Origin of the sequence: Parafrankia irregularis (assembly GCF_001536285.1) — a bacterium.
In the GTDB taxonomy this organism is placed as follows: domain Bacteria; phylum Actinomycetota; class Actinomycetes; order Frankiales; family Frankiaceae; genus Parafrankia; species Parafrankia irregularis.
The window spans coordinates 342,971-367,462 of sequence record NZ_FAOZ01000004.1; the positions used below are offsets into that span (position 1 = coordinate 342,971).

Consider the following 24,492-nt stretch of genomic DNA (forward strand, 5'->3'; position numbering starts at 1 on the left):
TCGATTTCGTGCACTTCGCTGGCTCAGATCACCCCGTCGGCGCGCAGCTGGGTGATCTCCTCCGGGCGCCGTTGCAGCAGTTCGGTGAGTACGGCGTCGGTGTGCGCCCCGAGCTCGGGCCCGAGCCAGCGGATCTCGCCCGGGGTGTCGGAGAGCGCGGGAATGACACCGGGCACGGCGAGTGGTCCGATCCGGGACTCCTCGACGGTGATGGTCTGCCGGTGCCGGTACTGCGGATCGTCGAAGATGTCGGCGATGGAGTAGAGCTGCCCGGCCGGGACCTGGGCCTGCCGGCAGCGGGCCAGCACCTCGTCGCAGGGCAGCGAGCCGACCCATTCGCCCACCAGGGAGTTGACCAGGCCGCGGGCGGCGAGCCGGTTCGCCTTCGGGCCGAGCTGGTCGGCGTCGGCCAGCTCCGGGCGCTCCATGGCCCGGGCCAGCCGGGCGAACATGTCGTCGTTGGAGCAGGCGATCGCGATCCAGCGATCGTCCTTTGTCCGGTAGTGGCTGTGCGGCAGGACGTTCACGGTGTCAGCGCCCATCCGTTGCCGGACGAAGCCGAGCTGCTGGTAGGCCGGCGCGATCTCGTCGAGCGCGCGGAAGACCGACTCGTACAGGGCCAGGTCCACCACCTGGCCCTTCCCGGTGCTCTCCCGTGCCCGCAGCGCCATCAGCACACCGATGACCCCGTACAGCCCGGTCATGTAGTCGGCGAGGGAGGTGGAGCCGGGGGTCACCGGGGGTCCGTCCGGCTCGCCGGCGAGGTAGGCGAGGCCGGAGAAGGCGTGCGCGATCCGGGCGAAGCCGGGAAGGTCCCGGTTCGGCCCGGACTGCCCGTAGGCCGAGACCCGCAGCAGCACCGCCCGTGGGTTCAGCTCGGCGATCTGCTCCGGGCCGAGCCCCCAGCGCTCCATGACGCCGGGCCGGAAGTTCTCGATCACCACGTCCACCGTCGCGATGAGCTCGCGGAGGATCTCGAGGCCGCGCGGGTCGGCGAGGTTGAGGGTGACCGACTGCTTGTTGCGGCTCTCGCTGAGCCAGACCAGGGTGTCGCCGCAGTCCGTGTCGGTGCCGAACCGGCGCAGGTTGTCGCCGGTGCCGGGGCGCTCGACCTTGATGATGTCGGCGCCGAACTCGCCCAGCACCGTCGCGCAGAACGGCCCGGCGAGGTAGGTGCCCAGATCGAGAACTCTGACGCCCTGCAGTGCGTGCATGCTGCTCAGCTCCCGGTGTGCCCGCGGTTGGACAGTGCGCCGATTCCCAGCTCAGCCGGGAGTTCTCGTCCCACGATCCACGGGGCGGCGGCACCTGCCCCTGACCCCTTGACCATGGGCCCGTCCTCTCGGAAGGTGGATGAGAACGACGATCTAGCTGACCGGAAACGACGCTACCACGAGATGTGAGGTCGTCCTATAGTCGGACGCGCATGTTATTCTCCGGCCGTGACGAACGAGCGACCCTTCCGCTTCGCGGTCCAGGCCACGAAGGCGAAGTCGGCGACCGAGTGGCGTGACCTGGCCCGCCGGGTCGAGGACCTCGGGTTCTCCACCCTGTTTCTCGCCGACCACTACCTGGGCCCGGGGCCGGCACAGCGGGAAGCCAGGTGGCCACCGCAGTACCTCGCTCCCATCGCGGCCATGGCCACCGCGGCCGCGGTGACGACGACGCTGCGCGTGGGCTGTCGGGTCTTCTGCGTCGACTACCACGTGCCCGCCGTCCTCGCGAAGGAGGCGGCGACGATCGACCTGCTCTCCGACGGGCGCCTCGAGTTCGGTATCGGCGCTGGCTGGAGCGAGCCCGAGTACCAGGCCATGGGCGTGGCCTTCGACGCGCCGGGGCGCCGGATCAGCAAGCTCGCCGAGGCGATCTCCTTGTTCAAGGCGCACTGGTCCGGAGAGGAGATCGACGAGAAGGGCGAGTTCGTCAACGTCACCGGCTACGCGGGGCTGCCGCGACCGGTGCAGCGCCCGCACCCACCGATCATGATCGGCGGTGGCCGCCGGCGGGTGCTCTCCCTCGCCGGGCAGGTGGCCGACATCGTCAGCATCTCCAACGTGCCGTTCGTCCCGGTGAACTCCGACGGCCTGACGCCCGCCGAGGAGGCGGTGCGCCGGGTCGGCTACGTGCGCGACGCCGCCGGTGAGCGCTTCGGTGGCCTCGACATCGAGAGCTCGCCGTTCTTCACCCGGGTGACCAGGGGCGCCGAGGAGGCTGTGGAGGCCGTCGGTCGGGTCGCGGCCACGATGAAGGTGGACGCGGGCGGCCTGATGCTGCACCCGAACGTGCTGGTGGGGTCCTCCGACGAGATCGTCGAGCGGCTGCAGGAACGCCGCGAGGCGTTCGGGGTGAACTACGTCAGCATCCAGCAGTCGGAGGTCGAAAGTTTCGCCTCCGTGGTCGAGCGGCTGACCGGCAGGTGACGCTGACCGCCGCGGGGCGCGGCACCGGTGGTCCGGGTGGCCGCACAGGGCGAGCGGCCACCCGGGCGAGATCAGCGGGCGACGTAACCGCCGTCGACCGGGATCGCCGTACCGGTGATGAACGAGGCCTCGTCGCTGGCGAGGAACAGCGCGGCCGTGGCCAGTTCCTGTGGCCGGCCCCAGCGCCGCATCGGCTGGGGGAGCTTGCTGCCGTCGGGCGGCGCGGAGTCGTCGGACGCGTTGGCGAGGCCCGTCCAGGTCATGCCGGGGCAGATGGCGTTGACCCGGATGTTGCTCTCGGCGTAGTCCAGGGCGGCGGACTTGGTGAGCTGGATGACCCCGCCCTTCGCGGCGGAATATCCGGCCTTACCCTTCCACCCGACGAGCCCGGCGGCTGACGCCGTGTTGATGACCGAGCCGCCGCCATGGCGCAGCATCGCGGCGATCCCGTATTTCATGCCCAGGAAGACACCCTTGAGGTTGACCGCGACCAGAATATCGAAGGTCTCTTCCTCGATTTCGGCGAGCGGCTTGGGTGGACCACCGAAGCCGGCGTTGTTGAAGAGCACGTCAAGTCGGCCGAACTCGCGCTCGGCGGTATCGATCATGTGCTTTGCGTCGGCGGCCACGGAGACGTCGGCGCGCACCGCGACCGCACCGTCACCAATGGCCGCGGCGGTAGCGTCCTCACGGCCGCTGATATCCGCGCAGACGACCCTGGCGCCGGCCTGTGCGAAAAGCAGGGCAGTGGCCCGGCCGATACCGGAGCCGGCGCCGGTCACCACCGCGACCTTCCCTTCGAGACGGCGCACTGCCAAAGAATCGGGAATCTGCTCGACCATGCCGACAGTTTACACATAATGCGTGCGGAGTGAAGATGCGGAGATAGTAATCATGAGAGCTTCGTAGGTCGTTCAGAAAAAGTCCCCGTCAAGCCGGCAGGCTGAATCGCCGCGGCTGGCGGGATTTCGTCGTGCGCATTTTCGGTGCGCCGGCCCCACCACTGGCGGTGGGGCCGGCGCCGACCGTCACCACTGCCGGTGGTCAGGCCGGGTCAGGCGCCGGCGAGGGAGGCCTTGTACAGCGTGTTCGCGGCGAGGCGCATGTGCGCGGCGTCGACGAGGCGGCCGTCGCGCCCGATCGCTCCGACCCCTTCGGCTTCGGACGCCCGGTAGACGGCCACCGCCTCGTGCGCCTCGGCGACCTCCTGCGCGGTCGGGGCGAACACCTCGTTGGCAACGGAGATCTGGGCGGGGTGGATCGCCCACTTTCCGTCGAACCCCAGCAGGCTCGCATGCGTGGCCGAGCGCCGGTAGCCCTCGATGTCCTGGTACGCCGGGTAGGGCGCGTCGATCGCGTCGATGCCCGCTCCGCGCGCCGCGGCAAGCACCTGAACCCGCGCGAAATGCCAGAAATCTCCCGGATAGTCCCCTACTGGATCGAAGTTTCCGTCCACCCGGGCCCGCAGCGAGGCGGAGAGGTCACCCGCACCGAAGATGATCGCTTCCAGGCGGCTGCTGGCCCGGGCGATCTCGGCGGCGTTCGCCAGGCCCTCGGCCTCCTCGATGAGGACCTCCAGCGCGATCCGCCGGGTCAGCCCGAGCTTGTGCTCCAGCTGCGTGAGCAGGACGTCGACCCACCAGACATCCCGCGCGGACCGAGCCTTGGGCACGATGATCACATCGAGTGCCTCGCGTGCGCCGGTGACGACCTCGATGATGTCGTCGTGGCACCAGGGCGTGTCCAGGCCGTTGACCCTGACGGCGCGAACGGTCCGCCCCCACTCCAGACCCGTGAGCGCGGTTACGGCGATGCCCCGGGCCGCCTCCTTCGCCGCCGGCGCGCAGGCGTCCTCCAGGTCGAGAAAAACCAGGTCGGCGTTTGAGGCCGCGGCTTTCTCGCACATTTTTGCGCTGCTGGCCGGAGTGGCCAGCTCGGACCTGCGGGCGCGTGGCCGGCCGGCATCGGTGGCCACCGTGGCCGGATCCTCCGAGGCCGGGGATTCGGGCACGTCTCGTGTGGGCAAAACTGCCTCCCTGTTCCTGCTCCGGCCGGGATTCCCGGTCAGATGACGGCAAATTCCGCGGCTGCTTCGGTGATCTCCTGAACGAGCCGGGAAGGCCTGTCCGAATCAGCTCGCGGGAGGGTTCTCGAAAGGGCTGTGATCCCACCGCGGTGCTTCATTGATGTTGTAGATCTGATCCGATTTCGATCCCGGGGATCGTTCGGGCGTCGACTTCCGGAGCCGTGCTGCGCTGGTGGGTGGGTCGGCTGGGGGCGGTGTCGGCGGACCGCCCACTGATCACCCTCGGTGGGAAGGCATGCGATCGGCGTGGTACCGCCCACGGCCGCGCGGCCGGTTTTCTCTGGCTGGATCACTTTCCCATGGACTGGGAGGGAGTTGGATTCGGTTGTTCGACTTTGTCTGCAACGTTAGTGTTGTCGCATGGCAACTGCAACCGTGCGCGGCTGCGCGGCGGGCGGGTGGGCCGCGGCGCGGTGCCGTGCGATGCGGTGCCGTGCGATGCGGTGCCGTGCGATGCGGTGCGGTGCGGTGCCGAGGGCGCGGTGGGATGCCGGGATCGTCGGCGTGTCCGGAGATGTTGCTCATCAATGACTGACCACTACTGCGGGCCGTGTCCGGAGGGACTCATGCAGGAGCAAGAACATCTGTTCATCGGGGGCGAGTGGGTCGCGCCGGCGGGCACGGGCACGGGCGTGATCGAGGTCGTCTCGCCGCACACCGAGCAGGTCATCGCCCGCATCGCGGCGGCCGGCAACGCGGACGTCGACCGGGCCGTGGCCGCGGCGCGCCTCGCCTTCGACGAAGGCCCCTGGCCGCGTCTCGACCCGGCGGAGCGCGCCGAGGTCGTCCGGCGGCTGGCCGGGCTGGTGAAGCCGCGCCGCAAGGAGCTCGCCGAGCTGATCAGCGCCGAGATGGGTGCGCCGATCTCGTTCGCGAAGCTGTCCCATGTGGCGCTGCCCTGGATGATGATGGGCGCGTTCGCCGACATCGCGGTGAACCTGGCGTGGGAGGAGCCGCGCAAGGGCTTCTACGGGCAGGACATCATCGTCCGCAAGGAGCCGATCGGCGTCGTCGCCGCCATCGTCCCGTGGAACATGCCGTTGTTCCTGACCGTCGGGAAGCTGGTGCCGGCGCTGCTCGCCGGGTGCTCGGTGGTGCTGAAGCCGTCCCCGGAGACGCCGCTGGACGCCTACGTGCTGGCGGACCTGCTCACCGAGGCGGGGCTGCCGCCGGGTGTCGTCAGCGTGCTGCCCGGCGACCGGGACCTGGGCGAGTACCTCGTGTCACATCCAGGCGTGGACAAGGTGTCGTTCACCGGGTCGACGGCGGCCGGCCGCCTGGTCGCCGCCTCGTGCGGGTCGAACCTCAAGCGGGTCAGCCTGGAGCTCGGCGGCAAGTCCGCGGCCGTGGTGCTCGACGACGCCGACCCGGCCGCGGTGGCGGCAGGGGTGGAGATCGCCGGGCTGATGAACAGCGGGCAGGCGTGCGTCGCCCAGACCCGGATCCTCGTCCCCCGGTCGCGGTACAGCGAGTACCTCGACGCGCTGGTCTCGATGGTCGAGTCGCTGCCGGTCGGTGATCCGTCCGACCCGGCGACGAAGGTCGGCCCGATGGTCGCCCAGCGCCAGCAGGAGCGGGTGCGCGGCTACATCGAGGAGGGCCAGAAGGAAGGTGCCCGGCTGGTCACCGGCGGCAGCGATCTGCCGGCCGGTGTCGAGAGCGGCTGGTACGTGCGTCCGACCGTCTTCGCCGACGTCGACAGCGGCATGCGGGTCGCCAGGGAGGAGATCTTCGGCCCGGTCCTGACGGTGCTGCCGTACGGCGACGACGCCGAGGCGGTACGCATCGCGGACGCCACCGAGTACGGGTTGTCCGGCTCGGTGTGGACGTCCGACATCGAGCGCGGGCTCGCGGTGGCACGAAAGGTCCGCAGCGGCACCTTCGGCGTCAACCAGGCCTACAGCATGGACCCGAACGCCCCGTTTGGTGGGGTCAAGGCCAGCGGGATCGGGCGTGAGCTGGGCCGTGAGGGCATCGAGGGCTACCTCGACGTGAAGTCGATCTCGGTGGCCCCGGCATCCTGAACGTCGTCGGCTGGACCGGTCACCGGGAAACCGACCGGGTTCCGCCTGCCTCGGGGCCGTTGACGCGGCCCCCGGGCAGGCGCTGGAACCCAGTCCGTGGGTGGGCGCGAGCGTGTCGCGTGACCGGTCGCGACGACACCGCGTCCTGTGCCCTGCATCCGCTCGCGGGCGAGCGGCGCGGTTATGGGGGAGCTCGGCGTTACCGGGAAGGCCGGCGTTGCCGGGAGCTCAGCAGTAGGAGGTCACAGCTGGTTGTGACCTGGCTGGCTGGGGCCGGAGCGATCACAGCCCGGCGCGGCGGGCGCGGCGGGGCTGGACGACGGGTCGACGGCGACCCAGCGACGAGCGTGGGAGAGGGCGGCACCGCTGTCCTGCAGCCTGCGCAGTCCGGCGGTCACCTCGGCGGCCGGGAGGCCGAGGTCGAGGGCGAGGACGCGCGCGCGTACCGGTCGGTCGGCCCGGGCCAGGGCGTCGCGGACGGCGATGAGGGTTCGGTCGGCACGGCTCACCTTGTCCCGGTGCCGGCGCTGAGGCTGGCGCGGGACGTCACCGGCTAACCGGCTCTTCGCCTGCACCGCGGCCGTGGGAGAGGTCACAGAATGCATTGCATCACCTTTCTCGATTTCGCTTAACTTCAACAATGCCTACTTTTGCGGCTGTCGTCATGGTGAGGTTCGCCGCGTTACGCTAAGTGTTTGCCAGAATACAGCCCGCCGAATGGTGTGTTCGCTGTAACAGGACGGGCTGTTCGGTGCCCGCCGGTCGGGTGACCCGTGCTACGTTGCCCGGCCGGTCCGTTGGTGCCACCGTGCCGATCGGCAGGTGTAATCCTGCCGATCGGCAGGTACAAACGGGCGCACAAGCCACCGGCCTCGTGGGCCCCTGACCCGCGCAATCGCCCGGCGCCGCGGCGGCGGACCGGCCGGCGGCCAGCCGAACAGCCATGTTTTTCTTGGGTTTTCATGTTCATTCTATGAAGAATTTCTCAGTTGCTGTGACACGTGGTCGCCGTCCTGATTACGACACTTCCTCCGATCGTCCGGGGCTCACCGGAGCGAAACATTCCGTGACGCCCGGCTGGTCCGGCGGTCGCCTGGGGTGTTGTCCTGATCGTGTCTCCCTCCTCCTTCGGTGTGGGCCGGATCATGGCTGTGAGCTGGGCCTAGGCGCCCGTGAACGAGCACTAGTGATGGAACGAAGCCTGGTCCGCGGCGGACCACGCCGGCCGGGAGGCCTGGCCGCTCAGCCGGCTGACCGCCCGCTGAAGGTCCTCGACCAGCAGGTGCGCCAGCTCGCGGCTGAAGTCCGCGCGGATCACGATCCGCAGCACGGCCAGGTCCGTCAGATCGGCGGGGAACCGGTAGGCAGGCACCAGCCAGCCGCGGGTCCGCAACGCCTCGGACACGTCGAAGACGCTGAAATCCGTGCCAGCCCTCGTCGTGAAGGCGAACGCGGGGATCCCGGAGCCGTCCGAGACAAGCTCGAACGGCCCCAGCTTGGCGACCTCGTCCGCAAGCCATCGCGCATTGTCACGGCACGTGCGGGCGGTGAGCTGATAGCCGGCATGGCCGAGCCGCAACATAGAGTAGTACTGCGCTACCACCTGTGACCCTGGTCGGGAGAAGTTCAGCGCGAACGTCGGCATCGTGCCGCCGAGATAGTCGACGTCGAACACCAGTTCGGCCGGAAGGTGCTCGGTGTCGCGCCACACAACCCAGCCGACGCTCGGATACACGAGCCCGTACTTGTGGCCTGAGGTGTTGATGGACACGACGCGCCGCAGCCGGAAGTCCCAGTGCAGGTCCGGGTCGCAGAACGGCGCGACGAACCCGCCGGAGGCGGCGTCGACGTGCACCGGGACGTCCGGGCCGCCGGTCTCGGCCAGGTGGTCCAGCGCCCGGGCGATCTGCTCCACGGGCTCGTAGGTCCCGTCGAAGGTCGAGCCGAGGACGGCCACCACCCCGATCGTGTTCTCGTCGCAGCGGGCGACCGCTTCGTCCGGTGTCAGATGGGTGCGCCCAGGCGCGAGCGGGACCAGCCGGGGCTCGACATCCCAGTAACGGGCGAACTTCTCCCAACAGACCTGCACGTTCGCGCCCATGACGATGTTCGGGGCCGGTGCGTCGCGCGGGCTCCGGGCGCCACGCCACCGGCGCAGCATGGCGAGCCCGGCCAGCATGCAGGCTTCGGACGAGCCCGTGGTCGAGCAGCCGATCGTGTCGGCGGCGTCCGGGGCGTGCCACAGCCTGGCCAGGATGTTCACGCAGCGTGCCTCCAGCTCGGCCGTCTGCGGGTACTCATCCTTGTCGATCATGTTCTTCGCCGCGCATTCCGCCATCAGCCGGTCGGCGTGCTCGTCCATCCAGGTGGTGACGAAGGTCGCGAGATTGAGGCGGGCGTTCCCGTCGAGCATCAGTTCGTCGCGCACGACCTGGTAGGCCGTCGCCGCCGGCATCGACGAGCGGGGCAGCCGGAACCGGGGAACCGTGGTGTCGGCGTCCGGGACCGCCAGGTGTGGGCGTATCGCGACGGTCTGGTCGCGGTGCTCGCCTTTCGCCCGACCATGCAGGGCCATCGGACGTCCCTCCCTCCCGCCGTCACCGGTGTCGCCAAGAGTCTGCGACCCAGCAATCGATTACGCCAGGTGACGTACCGAGCGGGGAGGGTGGTAGTCGTGGGCCCTCAGCGGGCGTCGGCCAGCGGGATGTCCGCTTGGGCACCGGTCTGGCCGGTCTGGCCGGTCGGGCTGGTCGAGGCGGTCGGGCTGGTCGAGGCGGGCTGACCGGTCGACGCGGCCGAGCGGCTCCGGGGCTGCGGCGGGGCCGTTGCCAGCCGCTCGACCAGCAGCAGCGCCAGATCGTCGTGCAGGTTGCCACCGACATGGCTGGTTAGCGCGGCGGTGAGCTGATCGAGGGCGGCGTTCGGCGACACCTCCCGGAGCAGGTCGACGTGCCGGTCCAGCGGGAAGAAGGCACGATTGCCGTCACGCGCCTCGATCAGGCCGTCGGTGAACAGCAGCAGCCGGTCGCCGATCTCCCAGTCCGTGACCGTCGTGGCGAACTGCTCACCGAGCCCGAGCGGCGGGCCGGACGGACAGGTCAGCGTGGTCGTGGTCGTGGTGCCGACGAGCAGCGGCGGATGATGACCCGCCGAGCACAGGCTGAGCTGGCCGTCCGGATGGATGTCGACCAGCAGTGCGGTCACGAAGTCCTCCGGATCCGCCTCGCGGCTCACCGACCGTGCGCAGGCGGCCGCGACCTGCCCCTGGTCGAGCCAGGTGACCGCGGCCTCGCGGAAGGCGCCGAGCACCACTGTCGCGAGCCGGACGGCGGGCAGCCCCTTGCCTCGCACGTCGCCGATGATGAGGCGGATCGTGTGCGGCGTCGCCACGACTTCGTAGAGGTCGCCACCGACCGACGCCTCCTTGGCCGCGGAGAGGTACCGGGCGGCGAAGCCGGCACCGTGAAGCGTCTTCGGCACGTCCGGCAGCAGGGCCCGTTGAGCGACCTCCGCGACCGCCCGGACCTGCTGCAGCTCGGAGCTCCGGCGGATCCGGTGGGCCGAGATGTACACCGCGACGGCCACCTGGGCGGCGACCAGCACACACGCCGCGATGTGCTGGCCGCTGCCGAAACGGTGATCCCACACCCCGGAGACCACCGCCACGACCTCGCAGCACAGACCCAGACCCAGCGTCACCAGCGGTGGACAGGTCACGGCCGCGACCAGCGCGCCGATACCGAAATAGCCGGTCGTGGACAGATCCGTGGCCGCACCGACGGCGATCCCGGCGGCGAGGACCAGCAGAGCGGCGGTGAGCGGGTCGGTGTAGGCCCTGACCCGGTGAACCACGCTGGTGAGCATGCGCCATTGTCCCGGGCGGACGGTGTCTGTCAGCCGGAGACCTTCATTTTCTCCGTCAACAAGGGCTGGCCGGCCATCGGAGGCTCGTCGGCCATCGGGTCCGGCCGGTACCGGGTTCGCCGGTCTCAGGCGGGTGCCGAGGTCTCCAACCGGCCCGGCCGGCGGGTGTACCACCGTTCGACGTCCTCCAGCTCCGCGGCGAGGGAGATCAGCGGGCCCTCGCCGCCGGCCGGCCCCATCAGCTGCGCACCGACCGGCAGGCCGGCCGCGGTCAGCCCCGCCGGGACGTTGATCGCCGGCCAGCCGAGGACGTTCCACGGCCAGGTGTACGGAGCCGCGGCGACGATGGCCTGATCGGTCTCCCAGCTCGTCGGGCGGTTGAGCTCGCCGACCCGAGGTGGCGGCACCGCGGTCGTCGGTGCCAGCAGGACGTCCACCTGGCGGAAGACACGGCCGATGTACGCCCGGGCCGGAGCCTCGACCACTCTGGTCAGACCGAGCAGCGGCCGCAGCGCCCGCCCGTTGCGCGCGTTCGTCAGCGTCCTCGGGTCGAGCAGGCCGGGATCCGGAACCCGGCAGGACCAGTCCCGGATGCCGTCCATCGACCGGGGGAGGAAGAGGAGACCGAGCAGCCCGTACGGCGGATCGAGCGGCACCACCTCATGCCCGAGCCGGGCGAGCACCTCGGCGAGGCGTTCCACCGCGGAGCGGACAGCGGGATCAAGCGTGGCCGGCATCCCGCTGTACGGAATCCGCAACGACAGCCCGATCCGCAGCCGTGGCGGCGGGCGTTCGGCCGACCGCACGAACGACTCCATCGGTGGGGCGGTCCGGTCCCGGTCCACGGGGAGGCTGCCGGCCAGCAGATCCAGCAGCAGGGCGCCGTCGGCGACGGTCCGGGTCAGCGGGCCGAAGGTGGTCAACCCGTTGAACTGCTCGGTCACCGGTGCGCTGGAGATCCGTCCGCGCTGGGGCTTGATGCCGACGAGGTGGGTCCAGGCGGCGGGGATGCGGACCGAGCCGGCCCCGTCGGAGCCGATCGCGGCGGGTACCAGCCCGGCGGCGACCGCCGCGGCCGCCCCGCCCGAGGACCCACCGGGCGAGTAGTCCAGGTTCCAGGGGTTGCGGGTGCTGCCGAACGCGGCCCCCTCGGTGAACGGCCACTGCCCGAACTCGGGGGTGTTCGTCTTCCCCACGATGATCGCTCCACTGGCGCGCAGCCGGTGGACCATCTCGCAGTCCTCGGTCGCGGGCGGGAAGTCACCGGCGGCGCCGAACGCGGTCGGAAGCCCGGCGATGTCGGTGTCGTCCTTGATGGCGATCGGAACGCCCAGCAGCGGCAGCCGCTCGCCGGCGTCGAGCCGCCGGTCGGCCTGGGCGGCCTCTCGCAGCGCCTCGTCCGCGCGCAGAACCCGGAAGGAGTTGAGGGTGGAAGCCGTCGCCTGGATGCGTTCCAGACTGGCCGCTACGAGCTCCTGCGAGCTCATCGTCCCGGCCGCGAGCTGCGCGGCGAGTTCCCGCAGGCCGTAGAGGCCGTCGGGTTGGCCATCGTCAGCCCACACAGCAGCGGTATCCGACATCAGGCACCTCCTTGGCGCGACAAGCGCGGCGGGAGCCGTGAAGGGAACGCTAGACGACTCCGCCCCGCCGCCGCGCTCCGTTGCCGGACATGAGACATACGAGCCGGCGCGCGCGGTGCCACCTGCCACCTGCCACTCGCCGTTCGCCGGCCGCCGGCCGCGGCGTCGTCGAAGAGTTGAGGATCTTCGTCGCGCCAGCGACCACCAGCTCGGGTCCGGTCCGGCAGGGACGTCAGACCGGTGGCGGCGCGCACGGACCGTGGGGTGGGGTTCCGTCACTGTCCTGCGAAACAGTGGGTTATGCCGAAATTCCACGGGTAGTCGGGAAGGAAAGATGCGTGCGGCAACCGGCGGGTCCCCATCGGCTCACCGCGCGCGAGATGCGCGATCTATCGAGGAGGACCGCGAGATGAAAGAGGGCGCCAATACCGGGGCCAGCACGGCGCCGGATACCGGCGGTGCCGCTTCCGTGGAAGCGGCCGAACGCCCCCTGGACGCTGCCGCGACGGACAGCGGTGTGAGCGCCGCCGACATTCGCCGGAAGTTCAACGACATGACCACCGGCCTCGCCCCGCATGTGGTTTCGGCCACAGAGAAGACGCGGGACGTCGCGGAGCGGGCGGCGGGCGCGGTCCGGGAGAAGGTTGCCCAGAACCCGACCGTCGCGACCGCGACGGAACGGACCGTCGAGGCGAAGGACAAGGCTCTCAGTACTGTGAGGGACCAGCTCGACCAGCATCCGCAGGCGGCGGCAGCTGTCGAGCGGACCGCTGTGACCAGTGGAAAGGCCGCTCGAACCGTGGGTGAGCAGGCGCGGCGCCGTCCTCGCGCCACCGGCGGGGCGGCCTTCGGCGTGGCGGTGCTGCTGATCCTCCGGCGGACCATGCACCGCCGGGGGGCGGCACGGTCCGCCCGCTCCGGCGACTGACCTCGCCCGATCGCACGCCGTTTTGTCCGGCGACCGCGGAAACCGGGTAAAGCTGCCGGATCGCGAATTTTCGAGAGAAACATGTTTGTGTCGGAACCGCTCGGGAACAAGGATCTCAGCCGAACTTTGAAGGCAAAAACATCCTGGTAAGGGAGAGCTCGCTGATGGTCACCTTCCTCGTCGTCATGGTCCTGCTCGGTCTTGTCGCCGGCGCGGTTGCCCGCCTGGTTCTCCCGGGCCGGGACCCGATCGGAATTCTCGGTACGATTGGCGTCGGAATCGTCGGTTCCTTCGTCGGCGGCTTTCTCGGCTATGTTCTCTTCGGTAAGGATCTCGGTGAGGGCGCCCTGCAGCCGTCGGGCGTCGTCGGCTCGATCGTCGGAGCCATCATCGTGCTCGCCCTGTGGCGTTCCTTCAGCGGCCGCGGCATCTCCCGGGCCCCGCACAGCCGCCGGTACGCCCGCCGCTAGTTCCGCTTGAGCCGGCGCCGTCCGGCTCTCAGTGAGCGAGAGATCCTCTTTAGCTCGGCAGGTCACCGGCCCGGGTTCTCCCAGGCCGATGACCTGCCCGTCTGCGTGTGAGGGAACGCGGGCCGGCTGTGCGACGACCGTCGGGGATCTGACGGTGGTATCCCGAAGACGCGGACCGGGTCGTTCTTCCCGTCGCTGCTCGAACTCCGCCGGTGCATCGACGTAGCCCTACACGCGGTGGTGATGGAGGCTACGTGCGTAAGGGCGACGAACGACCTCGTTGCGCCTGGAGGTGGACACGGGAATCTCGAAGTCGGAGGTGTCTCGGGTCTGCGCGGCGTTGGACCGGGAAGCCGACGCCTGGCGTAGTCGGGGGTACGGCCGGTCCTTTCCGATGCCCACCGGGGCTGACCGCCGCTGTCAGCAAGGTCCTGACCGGACTGGATGGCAGCGTTGCCCGTTTCACTTTCAGCGCAACGTCGCCGTCCGGGTTTCCAAGCATGCTGCGTCGATGGTCACGGCCGCAATCAAGACGAGCTTCGCGCCGTCGACCGCGAAGCTCGTGCGAGCCCAAGTCGACACCGTCGCGGACCTGCTCGCCAGGAAGCTGCCCGCGGTCGAGGGCATGCTGCGTGACGCGAAGGCCGACCTGACCGCGTTCGCGGATTCCCCGAACCGCACTGGCGCAAGATCTGGTCGGACAACCTATTGGAACGGTTGCACCGAGGCGCCAACGTCGGGAGCTTCCCGAAGCGGACAGTGCTGCTCCGTCTCGGGACGATCTTATCGCCGGCGCGGTCGCGAGGCTGGCACTTCCAAGGCGAGACCCGACCGGAATCCTCGGCACGTCGGCGTCATCAGCTCCGTTATGGGTGGCATTCTGGGCTGCTGCCTTCTGGCGGGATCTCCCTGAGGCTGCCCGGCAGCTGTCGGAAGCGATCGATTCGATCACGTGGCGCCATCGTGCCGGCCATCCGGAGTTCCTTCAGCGATCCGGGCCTCCCGCACAGCCGCCGTTAAGCGCCGCCGAGCCTGGGCAAGGGATGGGAACTCGCCGGCAGGGTCAGTGCGAGTCCAGGTGCGGCTCCGGCCCAGGGGCAAGGTGCGGCCCCTGGGACAACCTGCGGGCCGGAGACGTTTCCCTGCGCGAACCGCCCACCCGACCCTGGTCGGGACCCGAACAGAGCCCGTGCCTGCGGATGCCGCCCCGGGATATATTTCTCTTGATGTGCGATTTGTTGCTTACCAGCAGACACTGTATCGGATTTGAGTGGCAATATATGGCCCGGGGCAATGAGATGCCAGGCGCATGTGGTGGCCGGCGGACCCGCCGCCCCCGCTGAGCTGCCCGACAGCTCACCGCTGATCACCCGGCTGGAGATCGCACCACTGACCGTGCGCGGCCGCCGAACGTCAGGGCAGGGGGTACAAGCGTTGGACATCCGACCGCGGCAGCTCCTGCTGGAGATCTGGAAGGCGACCACCAGGTACTCGTTCGTCAACGAGGAATGGATGTTCGGTGGCCGCAACGGACGGAACTCGATAAGCGATGCCGAGCAGTTGCTCTGCATCATGTACCCGGGCTACCAGATGGCCGGGATGGGCTTCGTCAGGCCGGACGAGACGGCACGCGACGTAGCCGAAGCCCTCGCACAGCTCGGTGACTGCCGCCAGATCCCGCACGTCATGGTCCGAACCCTCCTGGACTACATGGAGCGGTATTCGGACGAGAAAGGAAATCCGAGTTTCGCTGGAGGCTCCTATTTCCAGCCTGAGCGTGACGGTGAAGAATTGACCGTGGAGCAGCTGGAGCTGGAGGTGGTGGACTCGTTCTCGATGTCCATTACTCTCTCTCTCGCCGTCCTCGGCTTCGTAAAGGAGCTCCGGCCGACGGTACGACGTGCCAGCTGGCAGGAGGAGATGAATGCGCTGGAGACGGCCGCCGCGGGCCGGCTGACGGCGGCAATGGTAGGGACTCTCCGTAGCTTCACGGTGCGCTCCTTCACGGCAGAATCCGAGGATGGTCGGGAGCTGTGCGATCTAGTCAATGTCAGCGGATCGTCCCAGGAGAACGTTCTCTATGAACTTCGCGATGCACTCGCCCAGGTCCGCGCCTCTCTGTCCGAACTGACAATGGACGTTGAGACGCCATCCTCGGAGGTGATGGAGGACGACACCCAGCTTTTCGAGTGCGGATGGACCTGGGGTATCACCAGGGACGCGCCGCCAGTCGAGGTCGGCACGGCCTCGAGGGTAAGTCACGCTCCCGGGGTGGCCGAGGCAAAGGTCTCGCTCTACTTCACCCTCGTCGCGTTGGACGGAATTACCGACCTATTCTCTGATCGCACTAAAAGACTGAATCTCATCACTCCGGAGCAGCAGGGCCTTGCCCGTGCGTTGCGGATCCGTCTGAAACTGGCGCAGCGTTACTGGGCGACCATTGCCCGTTTCGGTCGTAACCGCTGGGCGCTCGAAGAGATCCCATGGCGGGGTCGGCAGCCCGAAAATGAAGGTACCGAGACGGACTACGAGAGTCTGCTAGCAACCTCGATAACTGTTGAGGCACTGACCACCGAGCAGAGTATCCGAGATGTTGACATCGAACGGGTTGCGAAAATCTTGGAGCAACTGGCGCGCCGCGGGCGGGTCACCGGGCGGGCACGCCAAGGCGAGCTGGCGATCACCCTGCATGATCCTGGAATACGCATTGAACTGACCGGTGCCGAGACCCTAGGGCCGCCTGTCGCGTGGCAGGTGGCCGACTTCTCGACGACCTTGCTCAAGAGTGTCGCGCGCACAGCGTACATCACCCGCGACAGCGTTCTACGAGACAGGCTGGTTACGCTTGCTGACCAGATCTGGTCGCAGCACCTACAGCGGCGCCAGGTCGCAGCCGGCCCGAATGCGATGCTCTGGGACAATATTGGCAACGTCTTCAATCCGGGTGACGCCGTAAACCCAGGCGATGCGCTCGCGTCCGACGAGTGGGCGGGGACTAATCCATCGTGGTATTTTACCGAACGGGTCATGGAGTCGTTGGTCGCCGTCGCCGGCATCTCCGAAATCGCGCCATATAGCAAAAGACTGGCCGATCTGGCTCTGGAGATGCTCACCGAGGCCGACCACCTGCACGCGTGTGAGCTTCTTCGCCAATCATGGTCCTTCGCGGTGCCCACGCGCACCCAGTTGTGCGGGATCGAAACGAATCTGCGGCGCGCTCGAGAGATACGTGAGCTCCAACCCGCCACCGCGATCGCAATCCTGCAGAAGGCGTTACGGGAACTCGACGCGCTGGCCCTGGCAAGGTGGGCCTGACCGGCCGTCGACCTATGATAATCTTCGCGACCTCAGACAAGGGCGGTACCGGCCGCTCCGTGACGAGTTGCAATATCGCGTATCGACGCGCGATGCAGGGCAGCAATGTGTGCTATCTCGATTTCGATTTCGGCTCGCCGACCGCAGGGGCCATTTTCGGTGTCGAGGCTGCGGGCCAGGGAACCTCCAGCGGCTCCGGGTTGCACACCTACCTTGCGGGCGGAGCGGCGGACGCGGAGCAGCTCGACATCTGGGCACGGTCGAGACTCGGTGGCAGGTGGTCCAAACCACTCGGGGCGGGCCGGCTCACGCTACTGCCCGGTGATGCCGGTGGCGGCGATTTCCCCGTCGATGACGGTATGGTCCGCCGCTGTAGTGACCTGTTCCTCCGCCTCGACGAGGAGTTCGAGCTGACTCTCGTCGATCTGAGCTCCGGAAGATCCTACGCGACCGAGCTCGCGCTGCGGGTGACCGCTGATCCCATAATCGCGACGAAAACCGCGCGCTGGTTGGTGTTCCACCGCTGGACCCGCCAACATATAGTCGCTGCGGCGGGCTTGGTGTATGGCCCGCAAGGGATTCTGGATACCGGCTCGGGTTTCGGGCATGAGCGCCGCGAGTTGGAGGATCGTATCCGCTTCGTGCGTACGGCTGTGCTCGAACCCGACTCGGCCCAGTTCGCGGCCCTGCGCCCAGAACAGTCGGTCTGGCTGGAGTCGTACAACACTGACCTGGAGAAGCTGGCTGGAAAACTTCACCTTGGAATGAGCATGATGCTGGGATCAATTCCTCTCGATCCGGTCCTGCAGTGGCGTGAACAGATAATCGTCGAGGAGGACATCGCGGCTGTCCGCATCGTTAACGAGGAGACCGGGCAGGCGTTCGAGGCTCTTGCGAGACGGCTGACTGATGACAATCTATGGGAAGGGCTCTGAGACAGTGGAATGGGTATCTGTCGAAGCCGCATCCGCTGTGGCCCGAGCAGTGTTCCAAGAAACGAGCGCCGTCGAGCGCACTGTCGATGTGCCATTATCCCATCTATCGGTGGAGCTCGGTCACTTCTATCCGGAGGACTTCCGAGACCAGGGCGTGACGCTGAGCCGTCAGTTCCGTCGGATCGCGCCTTGGGCCGAACGCTCACGGTTGGCGAGTCTGGCGGGCCTCGAACTGGACAGTCCTAGGATCGCCACCTGCCTGCTCGTGGACGACTACTCGGAGCAAGAGGCTATGCCGCCGCCAGCCACAGTGGTACCTGAACTGCTCGCAGCGGCGGCAGCCAGCAGCCTTACAATTGATTACATCGCGCGGGAGTCCGCGTGTGCGGAGAACGGTGTGACTCCGCTCGCACAAATGATTGAAACTATGCTCGTTCCTGATCCGTCCTACGGGACGAACGGCGCGCGCCCGCCAGTGCACGAAAGTGGCTGGCTATGCAACGGATCGAGATCTTCGGGAACCGTCGGCACTCCAGCAATGGGAAAACCGCAGATATGGAGACCGCCGACCGAAAACGCCTCGCGACGCCATTCGATCTTTCTTGACGTCGAGCTTCGCAGCGAATATCTCCAGGCGGAGACAAGGTGGTCATGTTCTTTTTTGGCGGCGGTTTGGCAGCTGTTGAGGCTGGGTCTGGTGCGGGCACGCGGGGAGAGCGTGGTGCAACCAGTGCCAGTTGACCCCGTGGACCTCCCTGAGCGGTGGTCTGAATTCCCCGCGATCGGCCAGATGAGGCGGCAGGCGCCGCCGTTCTGCGCCTACCGTACGTTTTCTATATTGGACACGGCCTATCTTCCGGTCGAACACGCGGTGCGTGTGATCCTCGGTCAGCTCGGTATTGACCAGGCTGCCTCGGTATCCTCGATACGGCGCGCGGCAAATGAGGGGGTTGTGTTACCAGCCGCACCCGCCGACCGCGTCTCCTATCTGTTCCTGGGTCTGTGATGCCGGCTCGGGATCGGGATGCCGGGGGAACGTCAAGGTTGTCCACCGACCTGGACGTACTTGTCGGTGAGGTGCACACGACGCTCCTGCAGAACTCCCACCGCGTCAGCACTGAAATCACGACCAAGTTACTCGATCTGGACCCGGGGAACCGGGTCCGTTCAGTAACTCGACCGCTAGCCCACGCGATGTCACGGGACGAGCTGACCGGTGTGCACTGTCCACTCGCAAGTGGCTCAGGTACCGCCGCGACTGGGATCGGCACCGTCCTGGCTCGGGTCTCCGTGACTGGCGGAATCATCCTCCAGGCCTCGGCACGAGCGCGGCTTGTCCGTGCCGCCGGGGAACACAGGTTGCCCTGGTCGCACTATCTGACCAATCCGGGAGTGGTCGAGGTCCACGGGCGCGGCAGTGGCCACGACCTTGCCAGGGGCTTCCTTCAGGAGCCGGACCGGGCTTCCGTTGCCGACCCGAATCCGGGGCATCTCGACCTCGGCGCGGTGGGGAACCGCCTGCTCAACCAGGTGCAACGGTTGCCACATATCGACCGGGTGACGATGTTGCGGGCGCGCCGGACGAGACTTCGGTTTGCCGTCACCTGGCGGTCTCCCGATGCGATTGACCTGGAAGAATCGTCAGCGGCCGACATCGAACTTGTCGTCCACGATGGATCTCTGCGGACGCTGCGCCTGCTACTCCCCCCGCAGCTTCGTGATCCGACCGAGGTGGTGGTCGCCTGCGAGGATCTCGCGCTACACGACTGGCTCCTGTCAACCGTGGGTTCGCTGGTAGAGCAGAGCCGGATCGGCATCGATCCGGCGGCGGAGGTTATTGCACGGATCCGGCCTGCCGTCGATCACCTGCTACATCTGTGGATGCCAGGGGCGAAGGTCTCGGAAGGCCTCGCCGGAATATGGGCCGCATTGGAACGACGGCCCGGCTTCTCGAAGCAGTGGGCGAGCCTACGAGGACAGATCCAGAACCAGTTACTGCTGGCCATACTCGAAAGCCCGTCGAGGGCCTTGGCCAGGTGCTCATACGAGCTTCCAGAGCTCGTCCGGTACCAGCCGTAGGGCAAGGTGGCCGCTCATGCTGTGGATCCTGCATGTGATCCACTCGCCTTATGGGGCACATTCTAAGCCTCCTCTGCAGAGAGCCAGATCCTCCCGCGCGCGTCGACGAAGGCCAGCGAAGCTCGTTCACATTGCTCTAGAAGTGTGTCATAATTACCATGCCATGCCCCTGCAGGATGGGAGAAGTGAAGAATGACTGGAAGGGAAAACCGTCCCTCGCGCACGGTTCTGGAAAATATTCTTCGTCAGTACGACCGCACCTATGAGGAGATCGCGAAAGATTTCGAGCAGCTGGCAGTTCGCCTGAACGAGCGAGGGGTGACTATCAGTGCCCAGCATCTTCGGCGTCTGGCATCGGGTGATCGAGAGATGGCTAGTCCCGCTACGAAAAGGGTGCTAGAGGCTTTTTTTGGAATGCCGGCAAGAGACTTGCTGGCTCCATGGAACCCGAGCATTTCACCTTTGTCGGGTAGCACTTCTCCTTCTTCGTCGGATTTGGAGCTATTGACCATGGCGGCTGAACGATCTCGCACGTTCATTACGAGGAAAAACGTGCTGGCAGGTGGGGAGACGATTGAGCAGATCGCAGATGAAGTAGGCGAACTGGCTCGCATTTATCCGGTCACGCCACTCCCGATGCTTCTAGGAAGGCTGGTTGACGCACAGGATTCAATTCTCTCCCTCCTGGAGCTCCGTCAGAAGCCCGCGAACGCGCAGCAGCTTTACTTCCTAGCGTCACTCGTCGCGGGCATGCTTGCATACGCTGGAAACGATGTCGGGAAACCGCAAATTGCGCTCGCGCATGCGCGATCGGCTTTTACGTGGGCAGAGTATTCTGACCATAACGGGATGCGAGCGTGGATCCGCGGGCTGCAATCATTTGTTTGTTACTGGGCCGACCGTCCGCATGATTCTATTCGCTATGCGCAGTCCGGCGAGGAGTTTGCTCGGGCTGCTAAGAGTAGTGCGGGTGTCTGGCTCTTTTCAGGCGAGGCGCGGGCGTGGGCTGCATTGGGGGACGCCGATAAGGCTAAATCGCTGATTTTGCAGGCCGAGCGAGTGAGGGAAAGTGCTCGACCGGACGACCTGGACGAATTCGGTGGTATCTGTACCTTCGGGGAGTCGCGCCAGCTTTATTACGCTGGGCGTGCCCTCGCCTGTCTTCCAAGCGAGGGTGAGGCTGCGGAGCGTTACTCAATACAGGCGGTCGAAGCCTACAGCGATCCGCAGCAGCCGGAGTGGGACTTCACCTGCCAAGCCGACTCTCGTATCAGTCTCGCGTTGGCGAGATCATTGAATGGGGAGATCGACGGAGTTTCGGAGGCACTGCAGGATGTGTTTAGTCTTGCGCCCGAGCAAAGAATAAATGACCTGGTCAAGACGATTGGACTAGTCCATCGCTCACTGAACCGATTCACGGATCAGGCTGAGGCTCGCGATATTCAAGAGCAGATTGAGGTCTTCACTCGCACCTCTCTTCCGCTTTTTCCGATATAATTCTTCGAGAATATTTTTGGATGTCAAGATGTTTCGACGGGCCAGGGTTCGCCGGCGCGAATAAGGAGTGCTACATCTGGCGCTTCGCCGCATAGTTTCTAGAGTTTGCTTTTAATTTTTTCGTGCGGTTTTCTGGCCCTGCCGTGCTGCGGAGCGCACTCTCGGAGGATGGGCGAGCTGAAATCTTTTTGCCTCGAATGGGATGGATCGAGGCATGGCCGAGTCACCCTAGATTGTTCAGCGGTGCACGAAGGGATTGCTGTACCTAACGGTTGCGGCCGAGGCTGGGTTGTACTCGGATACGGTGGCAAAATGACGGTGTCGATGAGAAAGTCAGATCCAGGCCCCTGACCGTTACCAGAAAATTCTGTCCGGCGTGCCCGAACGGCGTACCCACGAATATCTGCGGCGCAAGGGACGCCAGGCTGTTCCCCGTGTTCGATGCCGGCGATAGAACCGTCATTAGCGCAGTCCGGCGCCGCCATTTCCGTTTCTTCCTGTTCGACAAGACCGTACCGGTGGATCTCAACGTCCACCCGGGCTACGACGAATAGTTAATTGCGCCAAACTGCCGATCTCAGGATCTGGCTGGAGCGTCACTCTTGATTCGACGCCGGTTTCTCCCTGACCGTTTCGTTTTGGCTCAACTCAGGTCGAACGCTCGGTTTTCCTGTTCACTGAATAATTGATCCGCCGCAGTGTTCATACCTTCGTCCAGTGCTTCGAGACTGATATCAGAATCTGGATCGATACCTGGAACAGTAGCCTTTGGCTCTTCCCCTACACCAAGATTGCCGATGGGGCCCGCACCCCTCATCGCGGACTACCTCAACAAGATCAAATATTACACCAGCGAGAACAACCTGAAAGAGATAGAGCCCGGAAGTTTTCGCACATGGCATTTACTATGCTGTCTGTTGGGGACCAGTCGACACGGTAGGTCTTGTTGCAGTGTCCAGAGATGACGTAGAAATGAGTCGTGGCCAGTAGCGGGGGAACAGGACACCGAACTAGTAGGAGCGGACTATGGATGATTGCAATCTGCGCGATCATCGGTGCCGGGTGTATGGCGGCGGCGGTCTTTTTTTTGCCGCACTACATATACCCGGGAACGGATGCTGATGTCGGGGATGCTAGAGCGGCCCTTCAGAGTGGCCTGCTCACTGCTGCGACCACCTTAATTGCGGTTGCGGGTGGCCTAATCGCACTCAGTGAAACTCGGCAGGCGAATGCGGAAATTCGGCACGCCAATGCTAACACGCACGTCCGTGAACTTTATGTTGAAGCGGTAAAGCTTCTCAATGATAATGATCTCGGAATTCGCCTTGGTGGAATTTATGCCCTTGAGCGGATCGCGACCGATAGTCCGGAGGATCAGCGTATGATCGTCGAGGTTCTTTCGGCCTTTGTGCGAGTCCGAAGTGTGGACCTTGTGTCGTCCGGGCAGGATTCACCGCAAGGTGATCCCGATAGTATTTCAATGCGGGCTGCAGTCGACGTGCATGCTGCGGTGACGGTCTTGGGTCGACTGCCGGTACTGGATGGTGTTCCTCGTGCGGATTTAACTGGATCCCGCCTCACTGGCCTGGCCGCTCTGGCTGGTCTGCAGGCGACAGGCGCAAATTTTGCTCGGGTCGATCTTACTGGCGCAGACCTTACCGGTGCACGACTAGGTGGAGCCGACTTTACGGGAACAATGCTTGTCAGGGCGGACTTGACCAATGCTTTTCTCGACAGTGCGAATCTAACCGATGCTCTGTTGATTGGTGCGAATCTGACTGAGGCGCGGCTGGCCAATGTGACGCTATCGGGTGCCTATCTGGGCGGCGCAAATCTTTCTGGCGCTAGGCTCGAGGGGGCGAACCTCTCGGACATTCAAGGGTTAAGTTATCAACAGCTTTCGCTGGCGATGGGAAATGGGTGGACAAGTTTGCCGAGTGGCATGCCACGGCCTGATTCATGGGAGCGCTGAGTGTGGAATATCTGCGCGTGCACCAAGGAACTTGGGGCGGATAGGTCCGTGTCGGGCAGCGATTTACGGGGCCATGGGCCCGTAGGTCACGGTGTCTGCCGCGGCAGCGGCAGGAAACGGTGCATCACGTACAGGTCGACCTCGCCCTGCCAGGGATGGTCGAAGGCCGCTGGCAGGGTGCCGACCATGCGGAAGGACAGCGAGCGCCACAGGGCGACCAGCTGGGTGTTGGCCGCGACGACGGCGTTCACCTGCATCGCCCGGTAGCCGAGGTCGACCGCATAGTCGATCATCCCTTCGCCGGCGGCGCGTCCGACCGCCCGCGCGGCAGCTGCCCGCGCGGCTGCCGGGCCGTAGCCGCCGGGGCCGAACGCCCCGCCGCCGAGGTTCACCAGGGTCGGATCGATCAGTAGCTGAGCCAGCACCACGTGGCTGCCGAGATCCGGCTGGGCGGGAACGAGCAGTGCGGTGGCGACCACTCGCGTCGAGGCGGGGCCGTCGTCGACCTCCATCACCAGAACCTGCGCGGGCTCGGGCAACATCCACAGCCTGCGTGCGCTGGCCTCGTCGGTGCCGGGATCCCAGGGGCACGTTTCACCCTCGGCGACAACGGAGTGCCAGACCGGCCAGATCGCCGGCCAGTCGTCCTCCGTTGCCCGACGTGTCCGCACATGCCGATCCTGCCTGCCAACGCCCGGATACGTGGGCTCAGTGTTGCGTCATGGGCGCCTGTTGGATGGGGAATCTCGTGTACCCGGCCACACCGGGAAGCCGGCCTCGGTGCTGACGGGGGTGCCGGACCTTGGCGCTCCGGTGAGATTCGCCATCTCGTGGCCGACCGCGCGGCGCACACTGCCGGGCCGGGCGCGAGGCCAGATGCGAGGCTGTTCGACCCGGTGCGGGCTCAGCCCCAGCCGAGCTCGTGCAGGCGGGCGTCGTCGATGCCGAAATGGTGCGCGATCTCGTGGACGACCGTGATCCGGACCTCGCGTACGACCTCGTCCTCCGAGTCGCTCATGGCGCAGATCGGCATCCGATAGATGGTGATCCGATCCGGGAGAACGCCGCTGTACCAGTCGCCGCGCTCGGTCAACGGCACGCCCTCATATCGGCCGAGCAGGCCTGGGCCCTCCGGGGACTCGTCCTCGACGAGGACGGCCACGTTGCGCATCTGCCGTCCCAGCTCGGGGGGCAGGCTGTCGAGCGCGGCGACGACCAGGGCCTCGAACCGTTCGGGGCTGATGGTGACCATGGGGCCATCCTGCTGCCCCGCCGCTGATTCTGGTCGCCCCTGCCGGCTCGGTGTCGCCCGCTGGACAGGG

General features: G+C 66.4%; 21 protein-coding genes and 1 pseudogene. 12 read left to right on the forward strand and 10 right to left on the reverse strand.

Annotated features, from left to right (window positions below; all coding sequences use genetic code 11):
* Positions 1-23: 23 nt before the first annotated feature.
* Positions 24-1,214: a CaiB/BaiF CoA transferase family protein gene (locus tag AWX74_RS08525; protein ID WP_091273421.1), complete on the reverse strand. Its 1,191-nt coding sequence runs from the start codon at positions 1,212-1,214 to the stop codon at positions 24-26.
* A gap of 228 nt (positions 1,215-1,442) precedes the next feature.
* Between AWX74_RS08525 and AWX74_RS08530 the strand changes: the two genes are divergently transcribed.
* Positions 1,443-2,420 (forward strand): TIGR03621 family F420-dependent LLM class oxidoreductase, encoded by a 978-nt coding sequence (locus tag AWX74_RS08530; protein WP_091273424.1) that lies wholly within the window; start codon positions 1,443-1,445, stop codon positions 2,418-2,420.
* 71 nt (positions 2,421-2,491) lie between these two features.
* Here AWX74_RS08530 and AWX74_RS08535 read toward each other — a convergent pair whose 3' ends face one another.
* The gene (locus AWX74_RS08535; protein WP_193209773.1) at positions 2,492-3,262 is read right to left on the reverse strand and encodes an SDR family NAD(P)-dependent oxidoreductase; all 771 of its coding nucleotides are present in this window, start codon (positions 3,260-3,262) and stop codon (positions 2,492-2,494) included.
* Positions 3,263-3,474: 212 nt separating this feature from the next.
* On the reverse strand, positions 3,475-4,353 hold the full coding sequence (locus AWX74_RS08540; RefSeq protein ID WP_165615540.1) for an HpcH/HpaI aldolase/citrate lyase family protein: 879 nt from the start codon (positions 4,351-4,353) through the stop codon (positions 3,475-3,477).
* A 719-nt stretch (positions 4,354-5,072) separates the two neighbouring features.
* Between AWX74_RS08540 and AWX74_RS08545 the strand changes: the two genes are divergently transcribed.
* Complete coding sequence (locus tag AWX74_RS08545; RefSeq protein WP_091273433.1) at positions 5,073-6,530, forward strand: aldehyde dehydrogenase; 1,458 nt, start codon at positions 5,073-5,075, stop codon at positions 6,528-6,530.
* A 242-nt stretch (positions 6,531-6,772) separates the two neighbouring features.
* Here AWX74_RS08545 and AWX74_RS08550 read toward each other — a convergent pair whose 3' ends face one another.
* From AWX74_RS08550 to AWX74_RS08565, 4 genes are all read right to left on the reverse strand, one after another.
* Positions 6,773-7,135 (reverse strand): hypothetical protein, encoded by a 363-nt coding sequence (locus AWX74_RS08550; RefSeq protein WP_006541685.1) that lies wholly within the window; start codon positions 7,133-7,135, stop codon positions 6,773-6,775.
* Positions 7,136-7,713: 578 nt separating this feature from the next.
* Entirely contained in the window at positions 7,714-9,105 is a 1,392-nt protein-coding gene (gene gad, locus AWX74_RS08555) for a glutamate decarboxylase (protein WP_091273436.1), read from the reverse strand.
* Between the two features lie 107 nt (positions 9,106-9,212).
* Positions 9,213-10,394, reverse strand: a complete 1,182-nt coding sequence (locus AWX74_RS08560; protein ID WP_091273438.1) for a PP2C family protein-serine/threonine phosphatase — start codon at positions 10,392-10,394, stop codon at positions 9,213-9,215.
* Between the two features lie 125 nt (positions 10,395-10,519).
* Positions 10,520-11,974 (reverse strand): amidase, encoded by a 1,455-nt coding sequence (locus AWX74_RS08565; protein ID WP_091273441.1) that lies wholly within the window; start codon positions 11,972-11,974, stop codon positions 10,520-10,522.
* Between the two features lie 409 nt (positions 11,975-12,383).
* Between AWX74_RS08565 and AWX74_RS08570 the strand changes: the two genes are divergently transcribed.
* The 9 genes and pseudogenes from AWX74_RS08570 (at position 12,384) to AWX74_RS39445 (ending at position 21,198) form a co-directional block, all read left to right on the forward strand.
* A complete protein-coding gene (locus tag AWX74_RS08570) occupies positions 12,384-12,902 on the forward strand; it encodes a hypothetical protein (RefSeq protein ID WP_193209772.1) in 519 nt (172 codons plus the stop codon).
* Between the two features lie 164 nt (positions 12,903-13,066).
* Entirely contained in the window at positions 13,067-13,372 is a 306-nt protein-coding gene (locus AWX74_RS08575; protein WP_193209771.1) for a GlsB/YeaQ/YmgE family stress response membrane protein, read from the forward strand.
* A gap of 159 nt (positions 13,373-13,531) precedes the next feature.
* A pseudogene (locus AWX74_RS42825) lies at positions 13,532-13,766 on the forward strand (transposase); the annotation flags it as partial.
* The gene (locus AWX74_RS42460; RefSeq protein WP_114476370.1) at positions 13,767-14,285 is read left to right on the forward strand and encodes a transposase; all 519 of its coding nucleotides are present in this window, start codon (positions 13,767-13,769) and stop codon (positions 14,283-14,285) included.
* Positions 14,286-14,686: 401 nt separating this feature from the next.
* Complete coding sequence (locus tag AWX74_RS08585) at positions 14,687-16,687, forward strand: SCO2524 family protein (RefSeq protein WP_242666137.1); 2,001 nt, start codon at positions 14,687-14,689, stop codon at positions 16,685-16,687.
* 14 nt (positions 16,688-16,701) lie between these two features.
* The gene (locus AWX74_RS08590) at positions 16,702-17,622 is read left to right on the forward strand and encodes an SCO2523 family variant P-loop protein (RefSeq protein ID WP_091273448.1); all 921 of its coding nucleotides are present in this window, start codon (positions 16,702-16,704) and stop codon (positions 17,620-17,622) included.
* Positions 17,597-18,628 (forward strand): SCO2522 family protein, encoded by a 1,032-nt coding sequence (locus tag AWX74_RS08595; RefSeq protein ID WP_226931135.1) that lies wholly within the window; start codon positions 17,597-17,599, stop codon positions 18,626-18,628. Before AWX74_RS08590 ends, AWX74_RS08595 begins: the two co-directional genes overlap by 26 nt.
* Entirely contained in the window at positions 18,628-19,701 is a 1,074-nt protein-coding gene (locus AWX74_RS41190) for an SCO2521 family protein (RefSeq protein WP_091273768.1), read from the forward strand. The genes AWX74_RS08595 and AWX74_RS41190 overlap by 1 nt, the downstream gene beginning before the upstream one ends.
* A 192-nt stretch (positions 19,702-19,893) precedes the next feature.
* On the forward strand, positions 19,894-21,198 hold the full coding sequence (locus AWX74_RS39445; RefSeq protein WP_131799432.1) for an NsdA family TPR-like regulatory protein: 1,305 nt from the start codon (positions 19,894-19,896) through the stop codon (positions 21,196-21,198).
* 643 nt (positions 21,199-21,841) lie between these two features.
* Here the strand turns inward: AWX74_RS39445 and AWX74_RS39900 are convergent.
* Positions 21,842-22,015, reverse strand: a complete 174-nt coding sequence (locus tag AWX74_RS39900) for a hypothetical protein (protein ID WP_165615530.1) — start codon at positions 22,013-22,015, stop codon at positions 21,842-21,844.
* A 213-nt stretch (positions 22,016-22,228) separates the two neighbouring features.
* Here AWX74_RS39900 and AWX74_RS08605 point away from each other — a divergent pair, with 213 nt between their 5' ends.
* Positions 22,229-23,170 (forward strand): pentapeptide repeat-containing protein, encoded by a 942-nt coding sequence (locus tag AWX74_RS08605; RefSeq protein WP_091273453.1) that lies wholly within the window; start codon positions 22,229-22,231, stop codon positions 23,168-23,170.
* 86 nt (positions 23,171-23,256) lie between these two features.
* Here the strand turns inward: AWX74_RS08605 and AWX74_RS08610 are convergent, their stop codons facing one another.
* Together AWX74_RS08610 and AWX74_RS08615 are read right to left on the reverse strand one after the other, a co-directional pair.
* Positions 23,257-23,841, reverse strand: a complete 585-nt coding sequence (locus AWX74_RS08610; protein ID WP_091273455.1) for a GNAT family N-acetyltransferase — start codon at positions 23,839-23,841, stop codon at positions 23,257-23,259.
* 233 nt (positions 23,842-24,074) lie between these two features.
* Positions 24,075-24,422 carry a metallopeptidase family protein gene (locus AWX74_RS08615; protein WP_054570873.1) on the reverse strand — a complete coding sequence of 116 codons (348 nt, stop codon included), beginning with the start codon at positions 24,420-24,422 and terminating at the stop codon, positions 24,075-24,077.
* Positions 24,423-24,492: the final 70 nt, after the last annotated feature.